Annotated in this window: 19 protein-coding genes; 17 read left to right on the top strand and 2 right to left on the bottom strand. The window is 44.3% G+C overall.

Features of this window, described 5'->3' with window-relative positions; translation table 11 throughout:
• Nucleotides 1-64 precede the first annotated feature (64 nt).
• Nucleotides 65-1,369: an acetylxylan esterase gene (locus tag G5B00_RS08190; protein WP_163873286.1), complete on the bottom strand. Its 1,305-nt coding sequence runs from the start codon at nucleotides 1,367-1,369 to the stop codon at nucleotides 65-67.
• A gap of 158 nt (nucleotides 1,370-1,527) precedes the next feature.
• Between G5B00_RS08190 and G5B00_RS08185 the strand changes: the two genes are divergently transcribed.
• From G5B00_RS08185 to G5B00_RS08155, 7 genes are all read left to right on the top strand, one after another.
• A complete protein-coding gene (locus G5B00_RS08185; RefSeq protein WP_163873283.1) occupies nucleotides 1,528-1,881 on the top strand; it encodes an MmcQ/YjbR family DNA-binding protein in 354 nt (117 codons plus the stop codon).
• A 217-nt stretch (nucleotides 1,882-2,098) separates the two neighbouring features.
• The gene (locus tag G5B00_RS08180) at nucleotides 2,099-2,500 is read left to right on the top strand and encodes a RidA family protein (protein WP_163873280.1); all 402 of its coding nucleotides are present in this window, start codon (nucleotides 2,099-2,101) and stop codon (nucleotides 2,498-2,500) included.
• A gap of 13 nt (nucleotides 2,501-2,513) precedes the next feature.
• Nucleotides 2,514-3,524: a 3-hydroxyacyl-CoA dehydrogenase family protein gene (locus G5B00_RS08175; protein WP_205966361.1), complete on the top strand. Its 1,011-nt coding sequence runs from the start codon at nucleotides 2,514-2,516 to the stop codon at nucleotides 3,522-3,524.
• A complete protein-coding gene (locus G5B00_RS08170) occupies nucleotides 3,466-4,806 on the top strand; it encodes an aspartate aminotransferase family protein (RefSeq protein WP_240894426.1) in 1,341 nt (446 codons plus the stop codon). Before G5B00_RS08175 ends, G5B00_RS08170 begins: the two co-directional genes overlap by 59 nt.
• Nucleotides 4,807-5,721 (top strand): 3-hydroxyacyl-CoA dehydrogenase NAD-binding domain-containing protein, encoded by a 915-nt coding sequence (locus tag G5B00_RS08165; protein WP_163873273.1) that lies wholly within the window; start codon nucleotides 4,807-4,809, stop codon nucleotides 5,719-5,721.
• Nucleotides 5,702-6,778 carry a dipeptidase gene (locus G5B00_RS08160; RefSeq protein ID WP_163873270.1) on the top strand — a complete coding sequence of 359 codons (1,077 nt, stop codon included), beginning with the start codon at nucleotides 5,702-5,704 and terminating at the stop codon, nucleotides 6,776-6,778. Before G5B00_RS08165 ends, G5B00_RS08160 begins: the two co-directional genes overlap by 20 nt.
• Before the next feature lie 36 nt (nucleotides 6,779-6,814).
• Nucleotides 6,815-7,909 (top strand): D-TA family PLP-dependent enzyme, encoded by a 1,095-nt coding sequence (locus G5B00_RS08155; protein WP_163873267.1) that lies wholly within the window; start codon nucleotides 6,815-6,817, stop codon nucleotides 7,907-7,909.
• A gap of 105 nt (nucleotides 7,910-8,014) precedes the next feature.
• Here the strand turns inward: G5B00_RS08155 and G5B00_RS08150 are convergent, their stop codons facing one another.
• A complete protein-coding gene (locus tag G5B00_RS08150) occupies nucleotides 8,015-8,896 on the bottom strand; it encodes an AraC family transcriptional regulator (protein WP_163873263.1) in 882 nt (293 codons plus the stop codon).
• 1,042 nt (nucleotides 8,897-9,938) lie between these two features.
• Here G5B00_RS08150 and G5B00_RS08145 point away from each other — a divergent pair.
• From G5B00_RS08145 to G5B00_RS08100, 10 genes are all read left to right on the top strand, one after another.
• On the top strand, nucleotides 9,939-10,391 hold the full coding sequence (locus G5B00_RS08145) for a MarR family winged helix-turn-helix transcriptional regulator (protein WP_163873260.1): 453 nt from the start codon (nucleotides 9,939-9,941) through the stop codon (nucleotides 10,389-10,391).
• 244 nt (nucleotides 10,392-10,635) lie between these two features.
• On the top strand, nucleotides 10,636-13,062 hold the full coding sequence (locus G5B00_RS08140) for a 3-hydroxyacyl-CoA dehydrogenase/enoyl-CoA hydratase family protein (RefSeq protein ID WP_163873258.1): 2,427 nt from the start codon (nucleotides 10,636-10,638) through the stop codon (nucleotides 13,060-13,062).
• A gap of 161 nt (nucleotides 13,063-13,223) precedes the next feature.
• The gene (locus tag G5B00_RS08135; protein WP_205966360.1) at nucleotides 13,224-13,508 is read left to right on the top strand and encodes a four helix bundle protein; all 285 of its coding nucleotides are present in this window, start codon (nucleotides 13,224-13,226) and stop codon (nucleotides 13,506-13,508) included.
• 130 nt (nucleotides 13,509-13,638) lie between these two features.
• Nucleotides 13,639-14,811: an acetyl-CoA C-acyltransferase gene (locus G5B00_RS08130; RefSeq protein WP_163873254.1), complete on the top strand. Its 1,173-nt coding sequence runs from the start codon at nucleotides 13,639-13,641 to the stop codon at nucleotides 14,809-14,811.
• 91 nt (nucleotides 14,812-14,902) lie between these two features.
• Entirely contained in the window at nucleotides 14,903-15,310 is a 408-nt protein-coding gene (locus G5B00_RS08125; RefSeq protein ID WP_205966359.1) for a four helix bundle protein, read from the top strand.
• Nucleotides 15,311-15,457: 147 nt separating this feature from the next.
• Complete coding sequence (locus G5B00_RS08120; protein ID WP_163873252.1) at nucleotides 15,458-17,236, top strand: acyl-CoA dehydrogenase family protein; 1,779 nt, start codon at nucleotides 15,458-15,460, stop codon at nucleotides 17,234-17,236.
• A gap of 231 nt (nucleotides 17,237-17,467) precedes the next feature.
• Nucleotides 17,468-18,367 carry a sulfite exporter TauE/SafE family protein gene (locus G5B00_RS08115; protein WP_163873249.1) on the top strand — a complete coding sequence of 300 codons (900 nt, stop codon included), beginning with the start codon at nucleotides 17,468-17,470 and terminating at the stop codon, nucleotides 18,365-18,367.
• Between the two features lie 367 nt (nucleotides 18,368-18,734).
• Nucleotides 18,735-19,337 carry a helix-turn-helix domain-containing protein gene (locus tag G5B00_RS08110; RefSeq protein ID WP_163873246.1) on the top strand — a complete coding sequence of 201 codons (603 nt, stop codon included), beginning with the start codon at nucleotides 18,735-18,737 and terminating at the stop codon, nucleotides 19,335-19,337.
• Nucleotides 19,338-19,529: 192 nt separating this feature from the next.
• The gene (locus G5B00_RS08105; protein ID WP_163873243.1) at nucleotides 19,530-20,228 is read left to right on the top strand and encodes a hypothetical protein; all 699 of its coding nucleotides are present in this window, start codon (nucleotides 19,530-19,532) and stop codon (nucleotides 20,226-20,228) included.
• A gap of 105 nt (nucleotides 20,229-20,333) precedes the next feature.
• A complete protein-coding gene (locus G5B00_RS08100; RefSeq protein WP_163873240.1) occupies nucleotides 20,334-21,065 on the top strand; it encodes a fibrobacter succinogenes major paralogous domain-containing protein in 732 nt (243 codons plus the stop codon).
• The last annotated feature ends 70 nt before the right edge of the window (nucleotides 21,066-21,135 follow it).

The raw sequence follows: 21,135 nt of genomic DNA, 5'->3' as shown, positions 1-21,135 counted from the left end.
GCAGATTGCTTCGTCATACTTCCTCGCAATGACGCGTTTTTCTTAATTTTGAGACAGCCTCTAATTAAGGCTTTAGCTTTTGCAATAGCCATTCCTGTATTTTCGTTTGTTGCTGTGGAAAGGTCCAATGTCCGGTTTCCTGTACCACATAACATTCTTTGGGTGCTTTGATCTGATTGTATGCGGCATAGTAGGAAGTTGGGGGACAGGTATCGTCGTTGTATCCCCATGTATAGAAGCCGGGAACCTGGACGAATCGTGCAAAATTCACGACATCATAATAAGCCGAGACCTTGATCTTATCTTCTTTGGCCATGAAAGGCGCATTTCCTTTGTTGAACATATGTGGCCAACCGCCTGCACGACCATGGAGATAGCCTGTCAGGTCGCTTAATGCCGGATATATAGACACGAGGTATTTTATACGACTGTCTAGTGCAGCGGTCGTAATGGCTAAGGCTCCACCTTGGCTACCTCCCCAGACAGCCAGGTTTTCGCCGTCAAATTGAGGTAAGGAAAATAGATAATCTACCGCCCGGACACAGCCGAGGTACACTCTTTTGTAATAGTATCTATCTCTATCATCCAGGTTGGCAAATGGATAGCCTTTCAATGCGGATGCTCTCAGGTTGTCATAGAGTTCGGTGCTGTAGGTGACAGGTATGCCGTGGATACCTATCTGTAAAGTAATTATCCCCTTTTCAGCAAGCTCGATTGAGCCGTAATATGGACGCACTCCCGCACCGGGAACCTGTAGTACAGCGGGGTATTTGCCGGCTTCCTTGGGTGTAGCCAATATGCCGTAAAGCCGGGCTCCTGTTTCAAAATGCTGTATATTGACTTGGTAGACATCCACTTTTTCGGTACAGCGTTCGGGCAGGAGGGTGATTTTGGCGTCCATGGGTACTTTGGAGGCTGCTTCTTTTGCATTGTTCCAGAAGTCCCAGAAATCTTCCGGTAGTTTTTGTGTGGGCTGTATACGCTCAGGGGCAAAGGCTGCGGTGGCAATGCCACGGTATTCCTTGCCGTTGACTTTGACACGTGCTTCACAACGTAAGAAACCAGGTTCTTTCAGTGTGGCAGCCTTGCCGATAGGGGTGTACGGAGCTTTTGCTGTGAATGTTCCTTTTTGTGAAGGATCCATTTTTTCCAGTCCGATGCTGTATTGTATTTCTACATTTTTTAAGGGAACCTGATGTTCGAGTACGGTAACGGTAAAACTAGCTTCTTCACCCAATTGGTACGTCCAATCTGCCTTGTTGGGCGTGACCAATACCTGGATGAGTTCGTTGGAACGGGTTTGGGCCGATACCGTATTCCATAGGAACAGTGTATACGCCAACCCTAAAATAAAAGATAATCTTTTCATGTTACTTCTAAATTTGAGGATATATGGAGTTTAGGGATATTATTACGGTTCTAAAATTACATATTTTTGCCTATTTTCGAAAGGAGATTTTTTTTGTGGGTTTAGGGTTTAACCGATTAATCGATTAACCGGTTAAACATTCAAATAAAAAATTAGCTATGCATATTGAAAAATTAAGGGAATATTGTTTATTGAAAGCGGGGGCTACCGAAGATATGCCCTTTGGTCCGGATACGTTGGTATTTAAGGTCGGAGGAAAGGTTTTTCTCTTGGTTGGACTGGATCAGATGAATGATTTGTCCTTCAATGTAAAATGTGACCCTGAATATGCAGTGGAACTGCGAGAAGAGTATGAGCGTACAGTGATTCCGGGATATCACATGAACAAAAAGCACTGGAATACGGTGTACTGTAATAGACAACTTGACGATAGACGATTAAAAGATTTGATCGATCATAGCTATACATTGGTTGTCCAGTCGCTACCTAAAGCGATAAGGGATAGCATCTAAAAAGATAATTCTATCTAATTGCTGTGTTCTAGCACACATGTGAGACGCACTGCGATGTTGTAGATACGTAAGATCTTACGTCTCTACTAACCTCTACAATTTAAGAAATCCCTACTTTGAAAAATAGTACTATAATTAGGAATAAATGTAATAGATAGCGCCTGACTGTACATGTACTTTTGCTATACTGTATATAGATAAACCAAATACATTGTAGATGAGTAAGCAAAAAATTGTACATCCCGATAGAGATGCAGCTTTCGTTACGGGAGCGTATTCTGATGGAATCGTTGCGGGCGGGTTCCTTTTTATCAGTGGACAGGCTTCGGTAGACTTCAAGACCTCGACTTTTATCCTGGGAAGCATAGAAGAAGAGACAGCCCGTACGATGGAAAATATAAAATCCATTATCAAAGCGGCAGGAGCTACGATGGATGATGTGGTCAAGAGCACAGTGCATTTGTCCAATATCGAAGATTTTGATCGGTTCAATGCCGTATATGCGAGTTTCTTCGGACAGGTCAAGCCTGCAAGGACTACCGTACAGTCGGTGCTTGCGGAGGGGATCTGTGTAGAGATCGATTGTATTGTAAAGCTTCCGCATACCAATGGGAATTAATACTAACTCACATATGCAAATCGCTGTTGTAGGATTAGGGCTGATGGGGAGCAGTATTGTGGTTTCGCTATTGGCTTCGGGGCATCAAGTCGTGGCATTGGCTCCGCTGCCCGGAGAGAAAGAGATTGCCATCAAACATATCGTGGGACTGCTGCGCCATGCCGATGATTCCAATCTACTGACCAAGGGATTGGCAGCCAGTGTGCAGGCGCTAAAGGTGACCGATGACTATCAAGACATAGCTCCCTGTAAATTTGTACAGGAATGTGTGATAGAGGACAAGGATATAAAGAAGATTGTCTATCAAAGGATTGCTGATCATGTGTCGGAAGATACTGTCATTGCGTCTAACACGTCGGCCATACCGATCAGTGAGTTGCAGCAATTCGTGCCTATGCCGAGCCGTTTCATCGGTGTGCATTGGGCCGAGCCAGCGTATATGACACGTTTTTTGGAAGTAACCTGTGGTGAGCAGACGGATATGGTCGTGGCGGAACATGTTGTTCAGCTTGGCAAAAACTGGGGAAAAGAGCCTACTTTGCTCAAAAAGGATATCCGCGGCTTCATTACCAATAGATTGATGTATGCCGTGTACCGGGAGGCTTTGACATTGGCCGAGCGGGGGGATACGACCCTGGAGGATGCCGACAAGATCTTCCGTTACGACGTAGGTTCCTGGATTACGTTGATGGGTATTTTCAGGCGCCTGGATTTTGTGGGGTTTGCCGATTATATACCTTCATTTGCCAGCCTCCTTAAGCAACTTTCCAACCGTTCGGATGTGCCTCTTGTGATGGAGCGTATGGTGGCCGAAAATGCCAGGGGGATCCACAATTGTAAAGGGCTGTACCCCTACAGTGAGCAAGAAGCCAAAGCATGGGAAGAAGCCTTTGCACATTTCAATAAAGATATTTACGAGTTGGCGACCCAATATGGCGAGCAGCGACTCCTAGAAGCTATACCCTATGATGTTGAAGAAGACAAATTATATGATGTTGAAGAAGACAAATTATCAAAAATCTGAGGCTCTGCTGGCGCGGGCCAGCCAGGTTTTAGCGGGAGGCGTAGCTTCCGAATTTAGAAAATATAACCATCCCCATGCTATTTTTTATACCCATGGTGAAGGTACCCGGGTGTATGACGTAGATGGCAATGCCTATCTTGATTTCACATTGAGCCAAGGTCCTTTGATCGTAGGTCATTCGCATCCCCATGTGTTGGCGGAGGTGGAAGCCTATTCCCGTCAAGGGCAATTGTATGCCGGACAGCATATCAAGGAGATCGAACTGGCCGAGAAGCTGAACCAGCTGATTCCTTCGGCAGAACTGATGCGTTTCTGTCTGGACGGTTCCGAAGCTGTTCAAACAGCTTTTCGTGTCGCTCGTTCGAAGACCGGAAAAAACAAATTCTTACGTTTCGAAGGGCATTACCACGGGTGGCTGGACAATGTGGCCTGGGGTATCAGCACGCCGTCTGTGGAGGCTTTGGGCGATGAAGAAAACCCCAAGGTCTTTCCCTGGTCGGCAGGGTTGTCTTCCAATAGCCGGGAAGATTTTATCACATTATCGTGGAATGACCTGGATCTGGTCGAACGTGTTGTAGCCGAGAGGCATAATGAATTGGCAGCTATCATCACCGAGCCGGTCATGTGCAATAATGGCTGTATAGTGCCGAATGAAGGCTTTTTACAGGGCCTGCGAACTGTATGTGACCGTTATGGTATCGCCTTGATCTTCGATGAAGTGATTACGGGGTTTCGGCTGGGACTGGGCGGAGCACAGCGGTATTACAACATCCTGCCCGATCTGTCCATTTTTGCGAAAGCCATCGCCAGTGGGTATCCGATCAGTGCCATTGTGGGCAAACGGGAATGGATGGAAGAGATTGTCTCGGCAAGGGTCATCCATGCGGGCACCATGAATACAAGTACCCCGACCGTTGCGGCAGCATTGGCAACGATAGATGTCTTGGAACGTGACCCGGATACATACGATCGGATGTTTCGATTGGGTAGGAGGCTGATGGACGGACTTCGTACCGCCGCACAAACGGCAGGTCAAAACCTGTTTGTCCAAGGTACAGGGCCCATGTTTAATACATCCTTTACCGCATTGCCCGATATCCGGAATTACAGGGACACACTTCAGACCGATAAGGCCAAACTCAAACAGTTTATCGCCGGACTGCACGATCGTGGGATTCGTGTCATCGGAAGGGGACTTTGGTATATCTCTGCGGTGCATACAGAAGATGATATTGAACAAGCGATCAAAGTTGCGGCAGAGGTATTAAAAGAAATAGATTAAATGAAGGCGACGAATGGAAGAGCATGCCCGATCATGGTAATAGGGCAGGATAAGCTAGCGTACAGCATCGTATCCGATCTACTGATGGGAGGACATGCGGCACTTTTGTTGACGACTGATCAGCAAGGGGCAGAAGAGGCTATATACAACAGTGAAGTACCGTGCAAAAACCTGTGTATCCTTACCGAATGGCCGGAGAAGATACAAAGTACATTGGTCGTGCTCGTGACGACCGATGAAGCAGAAGTAAAAAGAGAACTCATCGGGCAAGTGGAAGGACGGTGTGCAGCACATACGATCATTGCGGTCAATCTGGAGAGTGTGGGTCTGGATCAACTACAGAAACAGATGCAGCATAAAACGAGGTTGTTGGGGCTGAACTGGACCTATCCCGTTTATCGGAACTTTTTTGCAGAGATCATCTGCAATGACCATACAGACCCCCAGGCTTTGGATCAGCTGACGCAATGGTTAAAAACGTATTGGAAAAAGGATCCTTCCTTGGCAAAAACAGGATTCAGTATCCGAGCGAGACTGATGGCAGCGATGTTGCGTGAAGGGCTGTATCTGGTAGAAAATGATTTTGCTTCTATCGAAAGCGTAGATCGGGCTTGCTGCAACGATGCCGGTTACTATCTGCCTTTCACGGGGAATTTCAGATACATGGATCTGATGGGAACCTATGCTTACGGCATGGTCATGAAGGATCTGAACAAGGAATTGTCCAATATGGATACTTTACCGGGGATCTTGCAGGAAAAGCAACGTAACGGAGAGGTGGGGATGGATGCTGGAAAAGGTTTTTATAGCTATTCTACCGAAGAAAAGGCCTATTGGCAGGCTGTCTTTGATGGATTCAGCCGGGAGATACAACAATTGATAAGCAAATACCCCCATGAGCCGTCTGATTATTGATGCCCATTTGGATCTGGCGATGAATGCCATCGAGTGGAACCGCGACCTGTCCATGTCTTTGGAACAGATCCGTTTGAAGGAAATGAATATGAAAGATAAGCCTGACCGTGGAAACGGTACGGTTTGTCTGCCCGAGTTGAGGAAAGGAAGGATCGGTTTTGTCGTAGCCACCCAGTTGGCCCGGGTCAATCCGTTCAACAGTGCATTGACAGGTTGGAATTCTCCGGCACAGGCTTGGGCAATGACGCAGGCACAGCTGGCCTGGTACAGAGAAATGGAAAAGCAAGGGGAGATGGTGCAGATCGTGGACAGCAAAGGGTTGGATACCCATATCAGCTTGTGGAACGATACGAGCATACCGGACGATAGAAAACCGATCGGTTTTCTACTGAGTTTGGAAGGTGCGGATTCATTGGTCACGCCGGATTACCTATACGAAGCACATGGCTATGGTCTACGCGCTTTGGGGCTTTCTCATTTTGGGCCGGGTAGGTATGCCGATGGAACAAAAACAGCGGGACGTATCCATTCCAAAGGATTGGAATTGATGAAGATCATGGGCGAACTGAACATGATATTGGATGTGACCCATCTGACGGACGAAGGCTTTGACCAAGCTATGGAGCTGTATGAAGGGCCGGTTTGGGCCAGTCATCACAATGCCCGGAAGATCGTGCCGAACCAAAGGCAATTGAGTGATGAGCAGATCAAGCGGTTGGTCGAGCGCGATGCCGTGATCGGGGGGATGTTGGATTGTTGGGCGATGGATATCCGGTTTATCGACACGGTTTCGGATCCCTGGCAATTGGATATCCGTCTGGAGATGCTGATCGACCACTGGGACCATATCTGTCAGATAGCCGGAAATTGCTTACATATCGGTATAGGAAGCGATCTGGACGGCATATTTGGTACGGAGCAATCGCCCTGGGATATGGATTCTATCGCAGACCTGCAAAAATTTGAGTACCTTTTGTCCAAGAGAGGGTATAAAGACGAAGATATTGATCATATTTTTCATGGGAATTGGTTACGGTTTTTGAGGAATGCATTGTGATATGAGTCTTTGTGTCACAATATTATTTTAAATAAAATGTACTGGTATATACTACATACAGAAAATACAGTGGATACTCCCGCATTATTGGTTTATCCCGATCGTATCCGCAAGAATATCGAGGTGCTCAAAAGTATGATCGACGATCCCGATAGGTTGCGGCCCCATGTCAAAACGCACAAGAGCAGGGAAATTCTGCGTATGCAGTTGGATGCAGGTATCCGTAAGTTCAAGTGTGCCACCATCGCCGAAGCGGAAATGCTAGGGGAATGTGGTGCACCGGATGTGCTTCTGGCTTACCCACTATATGGCCCTAAGTTGGATCGATTTATGACATTGGTCGAACGGTACAAACAGACGAAATATGCTGCTTTGGTGGACAATGCGGATGCAGCACGTGCGCTATCAGACAAGGCCGAAGAGCATGGTCTATGTATGGATGTATTCGTCGATCTCAATGTTGGTATGGGACGCACGGGTATCCTACCGGGTGAGTCTGCTTTGGAACTGTATCGTCTGTGTGGAGAGTTGGACGGACTAGCGATACAGGGTTTTCATGCGTATGACGGGCATGTGCGTGAGATAGACCTAGAACAGCGTAGGGTTGTTTGTCAACGGAATTTTGCACCTGTTGATGCGTTGGTAGTACAGTTGGTTGGTGAAGGGTTTCCTAAACCTCGGATTATTATAGGTGGATCGCCGTCTTTTCCGATCTATGCCCAATATCCCGAAGTGGAATGCAGCCCTGGGACTTTCGTCCTGTGGGACAAAGGGTATGCAGATACTTTGCCCGAACAGAATTTTCTTCCGGCTGCAGTGCTGATGACACGTGTGGTTTCATTGCCTTCGGCTACTACGATTTGTGTAGATCTGGGTTACAAAGCCATTGCTTCCGAAAACTCATTGGAAAACAGGGTGTACTTCCTGAATGCTCCCTCCCTAAAACCTATAGGCCATAGTGAAGAACATATGGTATTGGAAGCAGGAGCGGATCATCGGTTTAAGGTGGGTGATGTGCTATATGCATTGCCTATACATATTTGCCCTACGGTAGCGTTGTACGACAAACTTTTGGTCGTGGAGAATGGGGTTGTTGTAGATGAATGGGAAGTAGTAGCAAGGAAAAGGTAAGACATTAATGATAAGGTACAGAACATTTTGTACTTTATCCGGTCTTGTTTCATCATTATTGTCCATTGAGAAAAATAGAGCATTTTTAATCTATGCTTGCTTCTACTAAGCGGTCATTGGCTCTGCTTCCAGTACCTTTCTATACTCTTTGGGTGTCATTTCTTTAAGCCTTTTGAATTGTCGATTGAAATTTGCCAGATTATTAAAACCACATTCGTATGCTATTTCAATAATGGTTCTGTCCCTGTCTGTCAACAGTTTGCAGACATGTCCGATACGTATCGTGTTGAGATACTCCACGAAGGTCATTCTAAAGTGTTCCTTAAAGAAATTGCAGAAGGTTGTGGTGGCCATATTTGCCTCGTTTGCCACCTCTTTTAGGGAGATATCCCGATGAAAATTGCGTAGGACATATTCTGTTATCTTGCTGAATCTATCGGAATACATATCTCGCGTGTTTTCCATATAGGAAGGGCTAGCGAGCGGTTCGTACTCTGTACTATGGGACAATATGTCGAATATTTCAAAAAGAGATACCAGACGCTTTAAACCGTTTTGATTGGGCATTTCACACATGATTTTTGCGATTTGAGCCCGCGTGTGGCCGAGGATGACCAATCCTCTTTTAGAAAGATGGAGCACTTTCTTTAAGGATTCGGTCTCGGGGAGATGTAGAAAATTGTGACCTAAGAAGTCCTCCAAAAAATGCAGGACGACAGCATCGGCCTTTTCGGTATTGCCCTTATCAAAATATTTCTGATCGTTAACCCAGACATGTGGCAGTGCGGGCCCCATCAAGACGAGATCTCCCTCCGAGAATGTCCCGATATGATCGCCGACCATACGTCTGCCACTGCTCTTATTGACCAAAACGAATTCGTATTCAGGGTGGTAATGCCAAGGGCAGGGAAAAAACAGTCCTTGCTCTTTGAAAACAATAAAAGATTTGTCAAACTCCTTGGGCAACCTGTATTCTACAGCTTTCATAATACTCGATTTATAGGGTTTCTGATACTAATTTACGGGTTAGATGTGTGGTATACAAGAAATTTCTTGTGTTTTTGAAAAATAAGATCATGATTGTAAAATATCCTACCAATGGGGGAAATATTTATCCTTAATTGGAATTTATCGTTTAATTGTTTATTATTGTATATGTCACTATTCAGATTAGATCGGAATGCCTTTAAGGCGCAAAGTGCCGAAGAAGCTGCAAATCATGCTGTGTTTATTACCAAAGAAAAAATTGGAAAGAACGCCTTGAAATTGCAGCTTATCTTAATAGTGTAGCCTTCAACTATCCATTGCAATCGCCTCCTAGATTAGATCGAACTAAGTTTAAAACTTCTTCCAGACTTTAGTATGAGAATAGGGCAGTCGCTTATTTATTGATAAAAATAAACGGAGGTTTTTGTTATACAGTTTTTGTCCTCTGGCCGGACAGGCCCTTCATTTTTGTCTTAACACAAAAACGAAGCAAAAAAGTCAAGACTCTGTTTAGCCTGTTCAAGCCGCCACGCTACACTACGGAAGCGCCTTTCGCAAGGTCTCCACCCCTCCATCCCCCTACAAAGACTGGAAAGGCTTGCATTGTGCTAGCTGTAAGTCATCAAGACCGCAGCTCCACGGGCTTGCTTTCCATGCTAAACAAGGTCGTTTTGGGGACAATGCCGTTAAACAAGAGATTATGCTGAAAGCAATATCCTTACAGCTACGAAAAATGCCGCCTCCGGATATTTGACAATAGCAGTGCGATGCACTACCATTGTGTCAAATGTCCGAAGCGGCGAGTTTTTTGGGTACTTTTTAGCGGAAAAAAAGTACCTGCCCGTCCGGCATGAGGACAAAAGAAAACTTGTCTAAGTAATTCCTCCGATTAATTTTATAAACAAAAATAAGATACGTTTGTCTTGCTCAGCCTTATATCTCTACTTTTGAAAAAAAATATTTGGGCTATTCAATTAAATCTGTTAATTTTGTTATGCTTGCATAATAAAGGTGTGAACATTCTATTCATGAAAAATCGACTATGAACCAAAAGAACACAATTGATTATTTTTTAAAATCTGCGTGGCAGACTGTAGCCAACAAATATAACAATATTGCTTCGCAACATGGCTTTACACAAGCTGCCGGATATATTTTGATCAATATACACAAAGAAGGTACTCCAGTTTCTCACATTGCTAATTTTACAGGAGTGAAGACGACTTCTTTGTCGAGAGTGTTGAACAATCTGGAGGCTTTGGGGTTTATCTATAGGGAGACAAGTGACAAAGACAAGCGCTCGGTAAAGGTGTACCTCACTCCATTGGGTGTCGAAAAAAGAAAACTTGCCAAGGATGTGGTTCGCGGTTTCAATGAGTATTTAGAATCACAATTTTCTCCGAAGGAGAAAGAAGAATTGATTCGAATGTTGGCCAAGGTCAATGACCTGGCAAATACCTATGAGCCGGAAGAGGTGTTGACAGTGGACAGTTGACAGTGGATAGTTGATAGTGGACAATTGAGAGGGGATAGAGGACAGTGTAGGAGACTTGGAGAGGGGGAGACTGGGAGAGATACGAGATGTTGGTTTATGGGATAGAGGACAGTTGAAAGTGGATAGTTGAAAGTGGATAGTTGACAGCGGACAATTGAGAGTGGGGGATTGGTGGAGATACTAGGTGCAAGGATGAAAGACAAGAGTCTAAATACTAAGTACTCGATACTTAATACTATAAAAAATGAACAGAAGCATAAAGAAAGTTGCCGTTTTGGGATCAGGTGTAATGGGTTCGCGTATTGCGTGCCATTTTGCTAATATTGGTGTAGAGGTATTGTTATTGGACATTGTTCCCAATGAGCTGTTGCCTGCGGAAGAGGCTAAGGGCTTGACCTTAGAAAGCCCTATCGTGCGCAACCGTATCGTGAATTTTTCGTTGGATACAGCTGTCAAGTCTAATCCGGCACCTTTGTTTAGCAAATCTTTTGTCAAACGCATCGCGACGGGCAATTTTGAAGATGATATGGCCAAAATCAGCCAGGCAGATTGGGTCATCGAGGTGGTCGTCGAACGCTTGGACATCAAAAAATCAGTTTTTGAGCGTGTAGAACAGTACCGTACACCGGGGACATTGATTACTTCCAATACATCGGGTATTCCTATACATTTGATGACAGAGGGACGCTCGGAAGATTTCAAACAACACTTCTGCGGAACGCATTTTTTTAATCCCCCACGCTATCTGGAATTATTGGAAATCATTCCTACTACGTCTACTAAAAAGGATGTCGTTGACTTTCTGATACATTATGGTGATAAAATGCTGGGCAAGACCGTGGTTTTGTGCAAGGATACTCCTGCTTTCATCGGTAATCGAATCGGTGTATATTCTATGTTGGCACTGACACACTTGGTCGATCAGATGGGATTGACGGTAGAGGAAGTGGATAAATATACAGGACCTGCCATGGGTCATCCCAAGTCCGCTACTTTCCGAACAGCAGATGTGGTAGGGTTGGATACCTTGGTCAATGTGGCCAACGGCTTGGTGCAAAATGTGCCGGATGATGAGGCGAAAGACGTATTCCAGTTGCCAGATTTTATCACCAAGATGGTGGAGAACAAGTGGTTGGGAGAGAAGACCAAGAAAGGTTTTTACGAGAAGGTCAAAGGCAAGGATGGACAGTCGGAGATTCTTTCTCTCGACCTCAAGACATTTGAATATGGCTCCCAACAAAAAGTGAAATCTACCACACTGGAGGCGACCAAGGCTGTAGAGGATATCCGTAAGCGGATGAAGGTCTACGAGCAAGGAACGGATAAGGCGGCTGAATTGTTTCGGGCCATGCACTATCCGCTCTTTGAGTACGTATCGAAGCGTGTGCCTGAAATCACGGACGATTTTTTCCGTATCGACGATGCCATGCGTGCAGGTTTTGGATGGGAGATCGGGCCTTTTGAAGTATGGGATGCGCTCGGTGTACGTGAAACGTTGGAAAAGATCAAAGCGGAACCCAAACGTTTGCCTGGGCAACAAGGTGAAGTGGCACAGTGGGTGCATGATATGTTGTCGGCAGGATGCGAAAGTTTTTATAAGGTAGAAAATGGTGTACGGCATTATTACGATATCGCTTCCAAGTCCTACAAACCCATCCCAGGTTCGGAAGATCTGATCGTACTGGATCATATCCGGGATACGAAAACAATATGGAAAAATTCGGGTGTTTCGATCATTGATCTGGGAGATGGTATCATCAATTGTGAATTTCATACAAAGATGAACACTATTGGTGGCGACGTGATACAAGGGATCAACAAGGCTGTTGATCTGGCTGAAAAGGAATATCGTGGTTTGGTCATCAGCAATGATGGAAAGAATTTTTCGGCAGGAGCCAATATCGGAATGATTTTCATGATGGCCGTAGAGCAGGATTATGATGAGCTGAACATGGCCGTACGTATGTTTCAAGATACCTCCATGCGTTTGCGATATTCGTCTATTCCAGTTGTGGTAGCTCCGTTTCAGTTGACATTAGGAGGTGGTTGTGAATTTTCGATGCATGCGGATTTTGTGCAGCTGCATGCCGAAACCTATATGGGATTGGTGGAATTTGGGGTTGGTGTCATTCCGGGAGGTGGCGGCTCCAAAGAGTTTGCGCTGCGGGCTTCGGATGAGTACAGGGATGACCAGATTGTACAGAATACATTGAAAGACCGTTTTTTGACCATCGGTCAGGCCAAAGTGTCTACTTCGGCGGTAGAGGCTTTTGAACTGGGGTATTTGCAGGCCGGAAAATATGGCATTACGATGAACAGATCAAGACTGCTGGCCGATGCTAAAGCAAAGGCTATCGAATTGGCTAATGCCGGTTATGTGCAGCCTGCTCCCCGAAACGATATCAAGGTGTTGGGCAATCAGGGATTGGGTATCGTATATGTGGGGGCATCGTCTATGCGTGCCGGAAATTATATCTCTGACCACGACAAGAAGATTTCGGAAAAGTTGGGTTGGGTAATGTGCGGTGGCAACCTTTCTGCTCCTACTGAGGTATCCGAGCATTACTTGTTGGATCTGGAGCGGAAGGCTTTTTTGGAATTGTGTGCCGAACGGAAAACGTTGGAGCGGATACAGCATATGCTGACGAAAGGGAAGGCGCTGCGGAACTAATTAGATTAAAAGTATTTAGTAATTAGTATTTAGATTGAGGAATTAGATGTATAGGATTTAGTAGTTAGTATTTAGATCCTGTACTATTTCAAATATTTAAAGCGTTATGCTTTTCTGAATAAGTTGAGGTCTAATACTAATATCTAAAAATTTATTAAGATATGCATAATTATAGAGAATTAAAGTTGTGGCAAAAGGCTATAGAGGCCGTTTCTGAACTTTATAAAGTTACTGAAACATTTCCCGACAAAGAGCGATTCAATTTGATTAGTCAGATAAATCGAGCAGCTGTCTCTATTCCGTCCAATATCGCTGAGGGTGCTGGAAGAAATTCGGATAAGGAGTTTATTCACTTTCTTTCGATAGCCCATGCCTCTACATATGAAGTCGAAACACAATTAAATTATAGCAAAAAATTTAGGATATTTATTAGAGGAAGACTTTGATAAGATAGCAGCAATGTTGAATGAACTGTTGAAAATGAATTATGTTTTCCAACAAACACTGAAATCGAAATGCTAACATCTTTTGTCTAATGTCTAAATACTAATATCTAATTACTAACTACTAAGCAACATGGAAGCATACATCATAGCAGGATACCGTACAGCGGTGGGGAAAGCTCCGAGGGGAGGGTTTCGTTTTATGCGTGCGGATGATTTGGCGGCAAGTGTCATCAAACATTTGGTAGCCTCCGTCCCCAATTTGGATAAGGAAGATATTGACGATGTGATTGTCGGGAATGCCATGCCCGAAGCGGAACAGGGTATGAATATGGCCCGGTTTATCGCATTGATGGGCCTGGATACGGACAAAGTGCCGGGAGTGACAGTAAACCGATACTGTGCTTCGGGTTTGGAGACCATTGCCACAGCAACGGCCAAGATCAAAACGGGTATGGCTGATGTCATTATTGCGGGCGGTGCTGAAGTCATGTCGGGCATGCCATTTGGAGGCTGGAAGATCGTTCCCAATCCGACCGTTGCCAAAGAGCATCCGGACTGGTATTGGGGCATGGGCTTGACGGCCGAAGCGGTAGCACAGGACTTTAAGGTTTCGCGCGCTGATCAAGACGCTTTTGCACTGAAATCCCATCAAAAAGCAATAGCTGCTATACAGAATGGTCATCTCAAAGATGGTGTCGTCCCCATTACGGTTACTGAAAATTACCTAAAGGATGGTAAGATCGCTAGCCGTAAATATGTGGTGGATACCGATGAAGGGCCACGTGCGGATACCACGTTGGAAGCATTGGCCAAACTGAGACCGGTATTTGCTGCGGACGGTTGTGTGACGGCGGGCAATTCATCACAAACCTCCGATGGTGCCGCTTTTGTGTTGGTCATGTCTGAAAGGAAAATGAAAGAACTAGGGTTGAAACCCATTGCCCGTTTGGTTTCTTATGCAGTAGCGGGTGTACCACCACGTATTATGGGTATCGGTCCGGTGGCCGCTATTCCCAAGGCATTGGACATGGCCGGTTTGAAAAAGGAAGACATTGATTTGTTTGAGTTGAATGAGGCTTTTGCTTCGCAGTCTTTGGCTGTGATACGGGAGTTAGGATTAGATGAGGAAAAGGTCAATGTCAATGGCGGTGCCATAGCATTAGGGCATCCGTTGGGATGTACAGGAGCCAAGTTGACCGTGCAGATCTTGAACGAGCTGAAACGTAGGGGACAGCGATATGGTATGGTCACCATGTGTGTCGGTACCGGGCAGGGAGCGGCAGGAGTGTTTGAAATGCTGTAAAGCATTTCGGAGCAAGGATGAAAGGAGTAAAGAGCAAGGACTATTGGAATAAGGATGAAAGGAGTAAGGAACAAGGGCTATTGGAACAAGGATGAAAGGAGTAAAGAACAAGGACTATTGGAATAAGGGACAAAGACTAAATAAAGGAATGCATAATTTTAGAAAGTTACAGATTTGGTTAGAAGCAAGATTATTAGCCAAGGAGATTCATTTACTTTTGAAAAAATTCCCAGAAAGTGAACGCTTTGGTATGATAAGTCAATTGCGTAGATGTTCGATTTCTGTTCCTTCCAATATTGCTGAAGGGACATCCCGTTCCTCTACCAAAGCTTTTTATCATTTTTTAGAAATCGCTTTAGGGTCTTGTTTTGAGATGGAAACCCAGATTATATTGTCGCAAGACTTTGGGTACATTACAGAGGCAGAATATGCAGATATTGTTGAGAAAATCATTATTCAACAAAAACGTATAACAAAATTTATGGGAACATTGGGATGAAGATTCTTGGAATAAGGACAAAAGAACAAAGATAAAGAGAAACCATATAGAAAATCCTTACTCCTTGTTCTTTCATCTTTAATCATAAAAAGGAACTGTATAGGAAGTCTTTATTCCTTAATCTTTTTATCCTTAATCTAAAAAAACATGAAAGAAGCAATCAAAGGTGGAGAGTTTGTCATTAAGGAAACACCGTATACAGACATTTTTATTCCGGAGGAATTTGACGAAGAGGCGCAGATGATACGCCAAACCTGTCTGGACTTTTTGGAGGCGGAAGTATTAAATATCCTAGAACGGATAGATGCGCAGGAAGAAGGCTTGATGCCTGCTTTGTTGGACAAGGCGGGGGAATTGGGGATGTTGGGTGTTTCCATTCCAGAGGAATACGGAGGTTTTGGCAAGAATTTCAATACGTCTATGCTGGTTGCCGATGCTGTCGGTAGTGGCTATTCTTTTGCGGTAGCACTGTCTGCGCATACAGGGATCGGTACGTTGCCCATCTTGTATTATGGCAATGCCGAACAGAAAGCAAAATATATTCCCAAACTGGCTACGGGGGAGTGGAAGGCATCCTACTGTCTGACGGAGCCTAATGCAGGATCGGATGCCAATTCGGGACGTACTTCAGCAAAATTGAATGCAGAGGGTACACACTATCTGATCAATGGGCAGAAAATGTGGATTACTAATGGTGGTTTTGCCGATATTTTTATTGTTTTTGCCCGGATAGATGATGATAAGAATTTGACAGCCTTTATCGTGGAAAGGGATTTTGGAGGTATTACAATGAATCCCGAAGAGCATAAGCTTGGTATCAAAGGATCGTCAACGCGCCAGATATTCTTTAACGATTGTCCTGTTCCTGTCGAAAATATGCTTTCCGACAGGGAGAATGGTTTTAAGATAGCGGTCAATATCCTGAATATCGGACGTATCAAGCTCGGTGCAGCGACCATTGGCTCGGCCCGAGCGGTCATTTCGCAGGCGGTAAACTATGCGAATGAACGGGTACAGTTCAACTTGCAGATTTCCAAATTTGGAGCTATCCGTTACAAATTGGCCGAGATGGCCACTCGTCTGTTTGCGGTCGAATCGGCTACGTACCGTGCCGGACAAAATATTGACGATGCTTTTGATACTTTGATGACCGGAGGTGTGGACGAGGCTCAGGCTAAGCTGAAATCCGTGGAGCAGTTTGCGATAGAGTGTGCGATCATCAAAGTCTGGTGTTCGGAGATGCTCGATTATGTAGTGGACGAGGGGGTGCAGATATACGGTGGTATGGGGTATTCGGCCGAGGCTCCGATGGAGCGGGCCTATCGGGATTCACGTATCAACCGTATTTTTGAAGGTACCAATGAGGTCAATCGTCTTTTGATGATTGATATGTTGTTGAAGAGAGCAATGAAAGGGGAGTTGGATCTTATGGGGCCTGCTCAGGCTGTGGCAGGAGAGTTGATGGCTATTCCGGATTTTGGGGGAGGGGATGACGCACCTTTTGCGGCAGAAAAGAAAATCCTGGCCAACCTCAAGAAAACGGGACTGATGATTGCAGGTGCGGCGGTGCAGAAACTGATGATGTCACTGTCAAAAGAGCAGGAGATATTGATGAATATCGCTGACATTATCGGTTATGTGTATGTTGCTGAATCAGTCTTGCTGCGTGCCGAAAAACTGTACTATACGCGGGGTGAGGCACAAGCAGCATATGCTATGGATATGGCGAAGGTGTATCTGTATTCGGCTATTGACAAAGTGGCTGTAGCTGGTAAAGAGGCTTTGTACTCTTTCGCTGAAGGGGATGAGTTGAATATGATGTTGATGGGATTGCGTCGTTTTACGAAAGCACAACCATTCAATGTGAAAGAGGCTCGCCAACGTATTGCTAAGAAACTGATTGAGGAGAATAGGTATTGTTATTGAATGTAGGTAGGGGCAAAAAATCTTTTGCCCCTACTATTGTTAAATATTTATATGAAGACATGCTGAAATTCAGCATGTTTTTTTATTTCAAAAATGAAATAAATACAAAGTCTATAAAAATAGTAGACTTTAATAAAAATATTTTTATATTTGTCGGGTCAACAGTAGGGGCAAAAAATTTTTTGCCCCTACTGTTGATAAAATGTAAAACAAAAGAACATAAGTCAAAATATGGAAAGAGCCATTGCCGTTTTAGGATTGGATAAATTTAAAGATAGGGTCACGTTGAAACATGTGGGATGGATCATTGTTCTTTTCAAACTTGTCATTGCGGCTTATTTTGTTTATCTACTGGTGCAGGGTTTCCGTTCGAACGCCTTTGAGTTTGGAGAGAAGTTTTTGTGGTTTATCCTGGCCGGATTTGTTGCCCAGCTCGTGGACGGAGCATTGGGTATGGCTTATGGCGTGAGTTGTACGAGCTTACTGCTCTGGTTTGGTATTCCGCCCAAATTTGCTTCTGCGAGTGTGCATACGTCGGAGATTTTTACGACTGGTGTATCTGGACTTTCGCATATCCGTTTTGCCAATATCGATAAGAAATTGTTTTTGCAGATAGTGGTGACAGGCAGTATTGGTGCTATTATTGGTGCTTATCTTATCGCAGATCTGTTCAATGGCAATGCTATCAAACCTTATATCTCTGCTTATTTGCTTCTGTTGGGGGTATACTTGTTGTACAGAGCGTTTAAGAAGAAAAAGGCGGAGACACAGAAAGTCAAACATGCCTCTTTATTGGCTTTTTTTGGAGGATTGCTCGATGCTATAGGTGGTGGAGGATGGGGACCGATCGTGACCTCTAATCTTTTGAGCCAAGGAAAAAGTCCGAGACATACGATAGGTACGGTCAATACGGCCGAATTTTTTGTGACATATTTTGCTACTGCGGTCTTTATCTTTTTGTTAGGGGTACAGCATTTGGAGATTGTATTGGGATTGATCATCGGTGGTGTCGTGGCTGCCCCTTTGGGAGCGCTTGTGGCTTCGCGGATCAATCAGCGCATCCTGCTTATTTTGGTCGGTATTTTGGTGGTGTTGACCTCTTCATGGGGAATTTTGTCACTGTGGTTGTAAGTAGGACAGACAACAAATAAATTTTTACGCTAGACATGTGTGAATGCAGCACATTTTTACCTAAGTTTGTGATATAGCTTCCCATATTTCTTGGGCCAGTTCTCGGATCGTGCAACCGGATAGCTGTTATATCCGTAGTGAAGACGATTTCTGCGTTTGTTTCTTAATTTTTAGGTTATGAAAGCGGAGTGTATAAACCATATAGCAAAACCCCATAGCTGCTTGTCAGCTTATGTTGAGTACTATTCCTACCGAAAGATCTCTGTGGAAAGAGGAGGGAAACTGATAAAAGCGATGCCTTACAGGCTTGCTACTTCTCTTGATTTTTTTTCTCGGCTCACCGCATAGAACTATTGAAAAGACTTCTTTGCAAGAGACTGCTTATTACCGTTGTGGCGTACGTGGCTACCGGACTTTTTCAAAATACACGATAGAAATCGAGGATGTTTTCCGTTCGTTTACCGTGAAATTCAAGCCTGGCGGATTTTATGGCATTTTTGGAATCCCGCTGCTTGAACTGACCAACCGTGATCTTCCGTTGGAAGATATGGATATTTTACCTGCAACGGAGATTCTGGATCGTCTTTCCGTGTTGGATGATGTCAATGAAATGAAAACCATTCTAGAAGAATATTTGCTCCAGATTATAGTCAGTCGAAAAATTCGGGAGTTTTCTGGTTATTTGCCGGACTATCTGATGAATGTGGGAGAATTGGCAGACAAACTGGGAAAATCCATTCGCCAGCTGGAAAGGATTTATAATAATCATATCGGCTTAGGACCCAAAGCCTTCCAAAATCTGCACAGGTTTCAACATTTGCTTCAGCTTCGCACGCAATCCCCACAGGAGAACTGGACCGGACTTTGCTATCGTGTAGGTTACTTTGACCAGTCGCATCTGATCAAAGATTTTAGATCCTATCTGAATATTACACCTACCCGTTTTGACCCTGACTTGTTTGCTTTCTGACCGGTTGTTCGGTTTTTGAAAGATGTCGTTTTTTACAATTTTTTCTATGAATACAGGCTTAATTTAGTCGTATAAAAGGATTAAATACTAAAAAATAATAACGACAAACATGAAACCGTATCTTTTTTTATCAATGACTTTTTTAACCTTGCTGTTATCGGGTGTAAAAAAGAGCAAACAGATAATAAGCCTGTGTGCCGTCCTATCGTCATTACTGACAGAGGAGATACTTATGGTATAGCATTGAATATGTATTACAACGCAGCAGGGCAGATACAAAGCATTATTGCGGGTGAAGACATGCGTAACTTTTCCTATACCGGGGCTACGATCATCGCCGCAAGAAGAATGCAAGGCATGAATGTCAAAGAGATCTATGAAATGAACAATAGCGGACTGCCTGTATCCCTTAGAAAAGAATATAATGCGTCCGGCAGCAACTGGATCAACTATCAGTTTGCTTATAACGGAACTGAAATAACGGAAATAAGCATAACAATCTATTCCGAACCTGCGCGGGATCTGAAGTACATTTATAGCTGGGAGAACGGCAACCTGTACAGCCTGACCGACCGAAGAGATACGCTCTATTTTGAATATGATACCGATAAAGCCTTTCAGCCCGGCGACGCGGTATATAATGCAATGATACGAGGCACAAGGGAAAGCACTTATATAGACCAAATGTTAGAGATGGGGATGCCCTATATCCGTAATAAAAATATGGTCAGGAAAATGACAGGTGTATATCGCTTATTAGACGATAATTATCATACCGCTGTCACGGAGTACGAATACCTTTTTGATGATAAGGGAAAAGTAGTAACCGTTACTGCGCAAAGGGACAACGACCCCGCCCAAACCACGACACTCCAATACGAATGTAATTGACACTAATAAAATCAGTGTATCATGAAAATGATGCCAACCCTTGTCATCTTTGGCCCTGATGGATAAATAACAAAATATATTTAATTCCTTTAAAAATCTTTTGTCATGAAAAAAGTAAAATGCATTATGATAAGAAGTCAACAATTTGAAATCGCCTGTGTATTGTGCGTCTGCATGGTATTGGCAGCAGTAAGCTGTAAAAAGGATAATGAGCTGACAAATGATCCGAAATCGGTCAAAGATATAGACGGCAACATATACACTACTGTAAAGATAGGCGATCAGTTCTGGACGGTAGAAAATCTGCGCACCACCAAATACAATGACGGCACGCCGATACAGCCTATTACCAATAACAATGACTGGATGGCTTTGACTAACGGATCTTACTGCTATTATAATAATGAGCCTGCCAACGACAATCCTTACGGTAAGCTGTACAACTGGTATGCTGTAAATACCGGGAAGCTGTGCCCGCGAGGTTGGCATATTCCCACAGAAGCAGAATGGACACAGTTAATAGATGCGTTGGGTGGAGAGGCAGATGCCGGGGGCAAAATGAAAACTATAGGGAATAAGGAAGCCGGAACGGGGCAATGGAACGAGCCAAATACGGGTGCAACGAATGAAAGCGGCTTTACAGGTCTTCCGGGCGGTTACCGTTACTATAGCGGTGGTACATTCAGTAGCATCGGAAACTACGGACATTGGTGGAGCTCCACGGAGTACGACGAAGGCATCGCGTGGGACGTACGGCTGCAGTATGGTGGTAGTGATATAAGCATCGACGGCTTCCATAAGAAAACCGGACTTTCGTGTCGTTGTATCAGAGATTAGGCAAAAAATGTAATACATGACAAAAAATGGAAACATTGGATAAAATTCTGAATGTCAATCCATGAGACAG

This window comes from Parapedobacter sp. SGR-10, from assembly GCF_011030405.1.
Taxonomy (GTDB): Bacteria; Bacteroidota; Bacteroidia; order Sphingobacteriales; family Sphingobacteriaceae; genus Sphingobacterium.
This window is presented reverse-complemented; position numbering and strand designations above follow the sequence as displayed.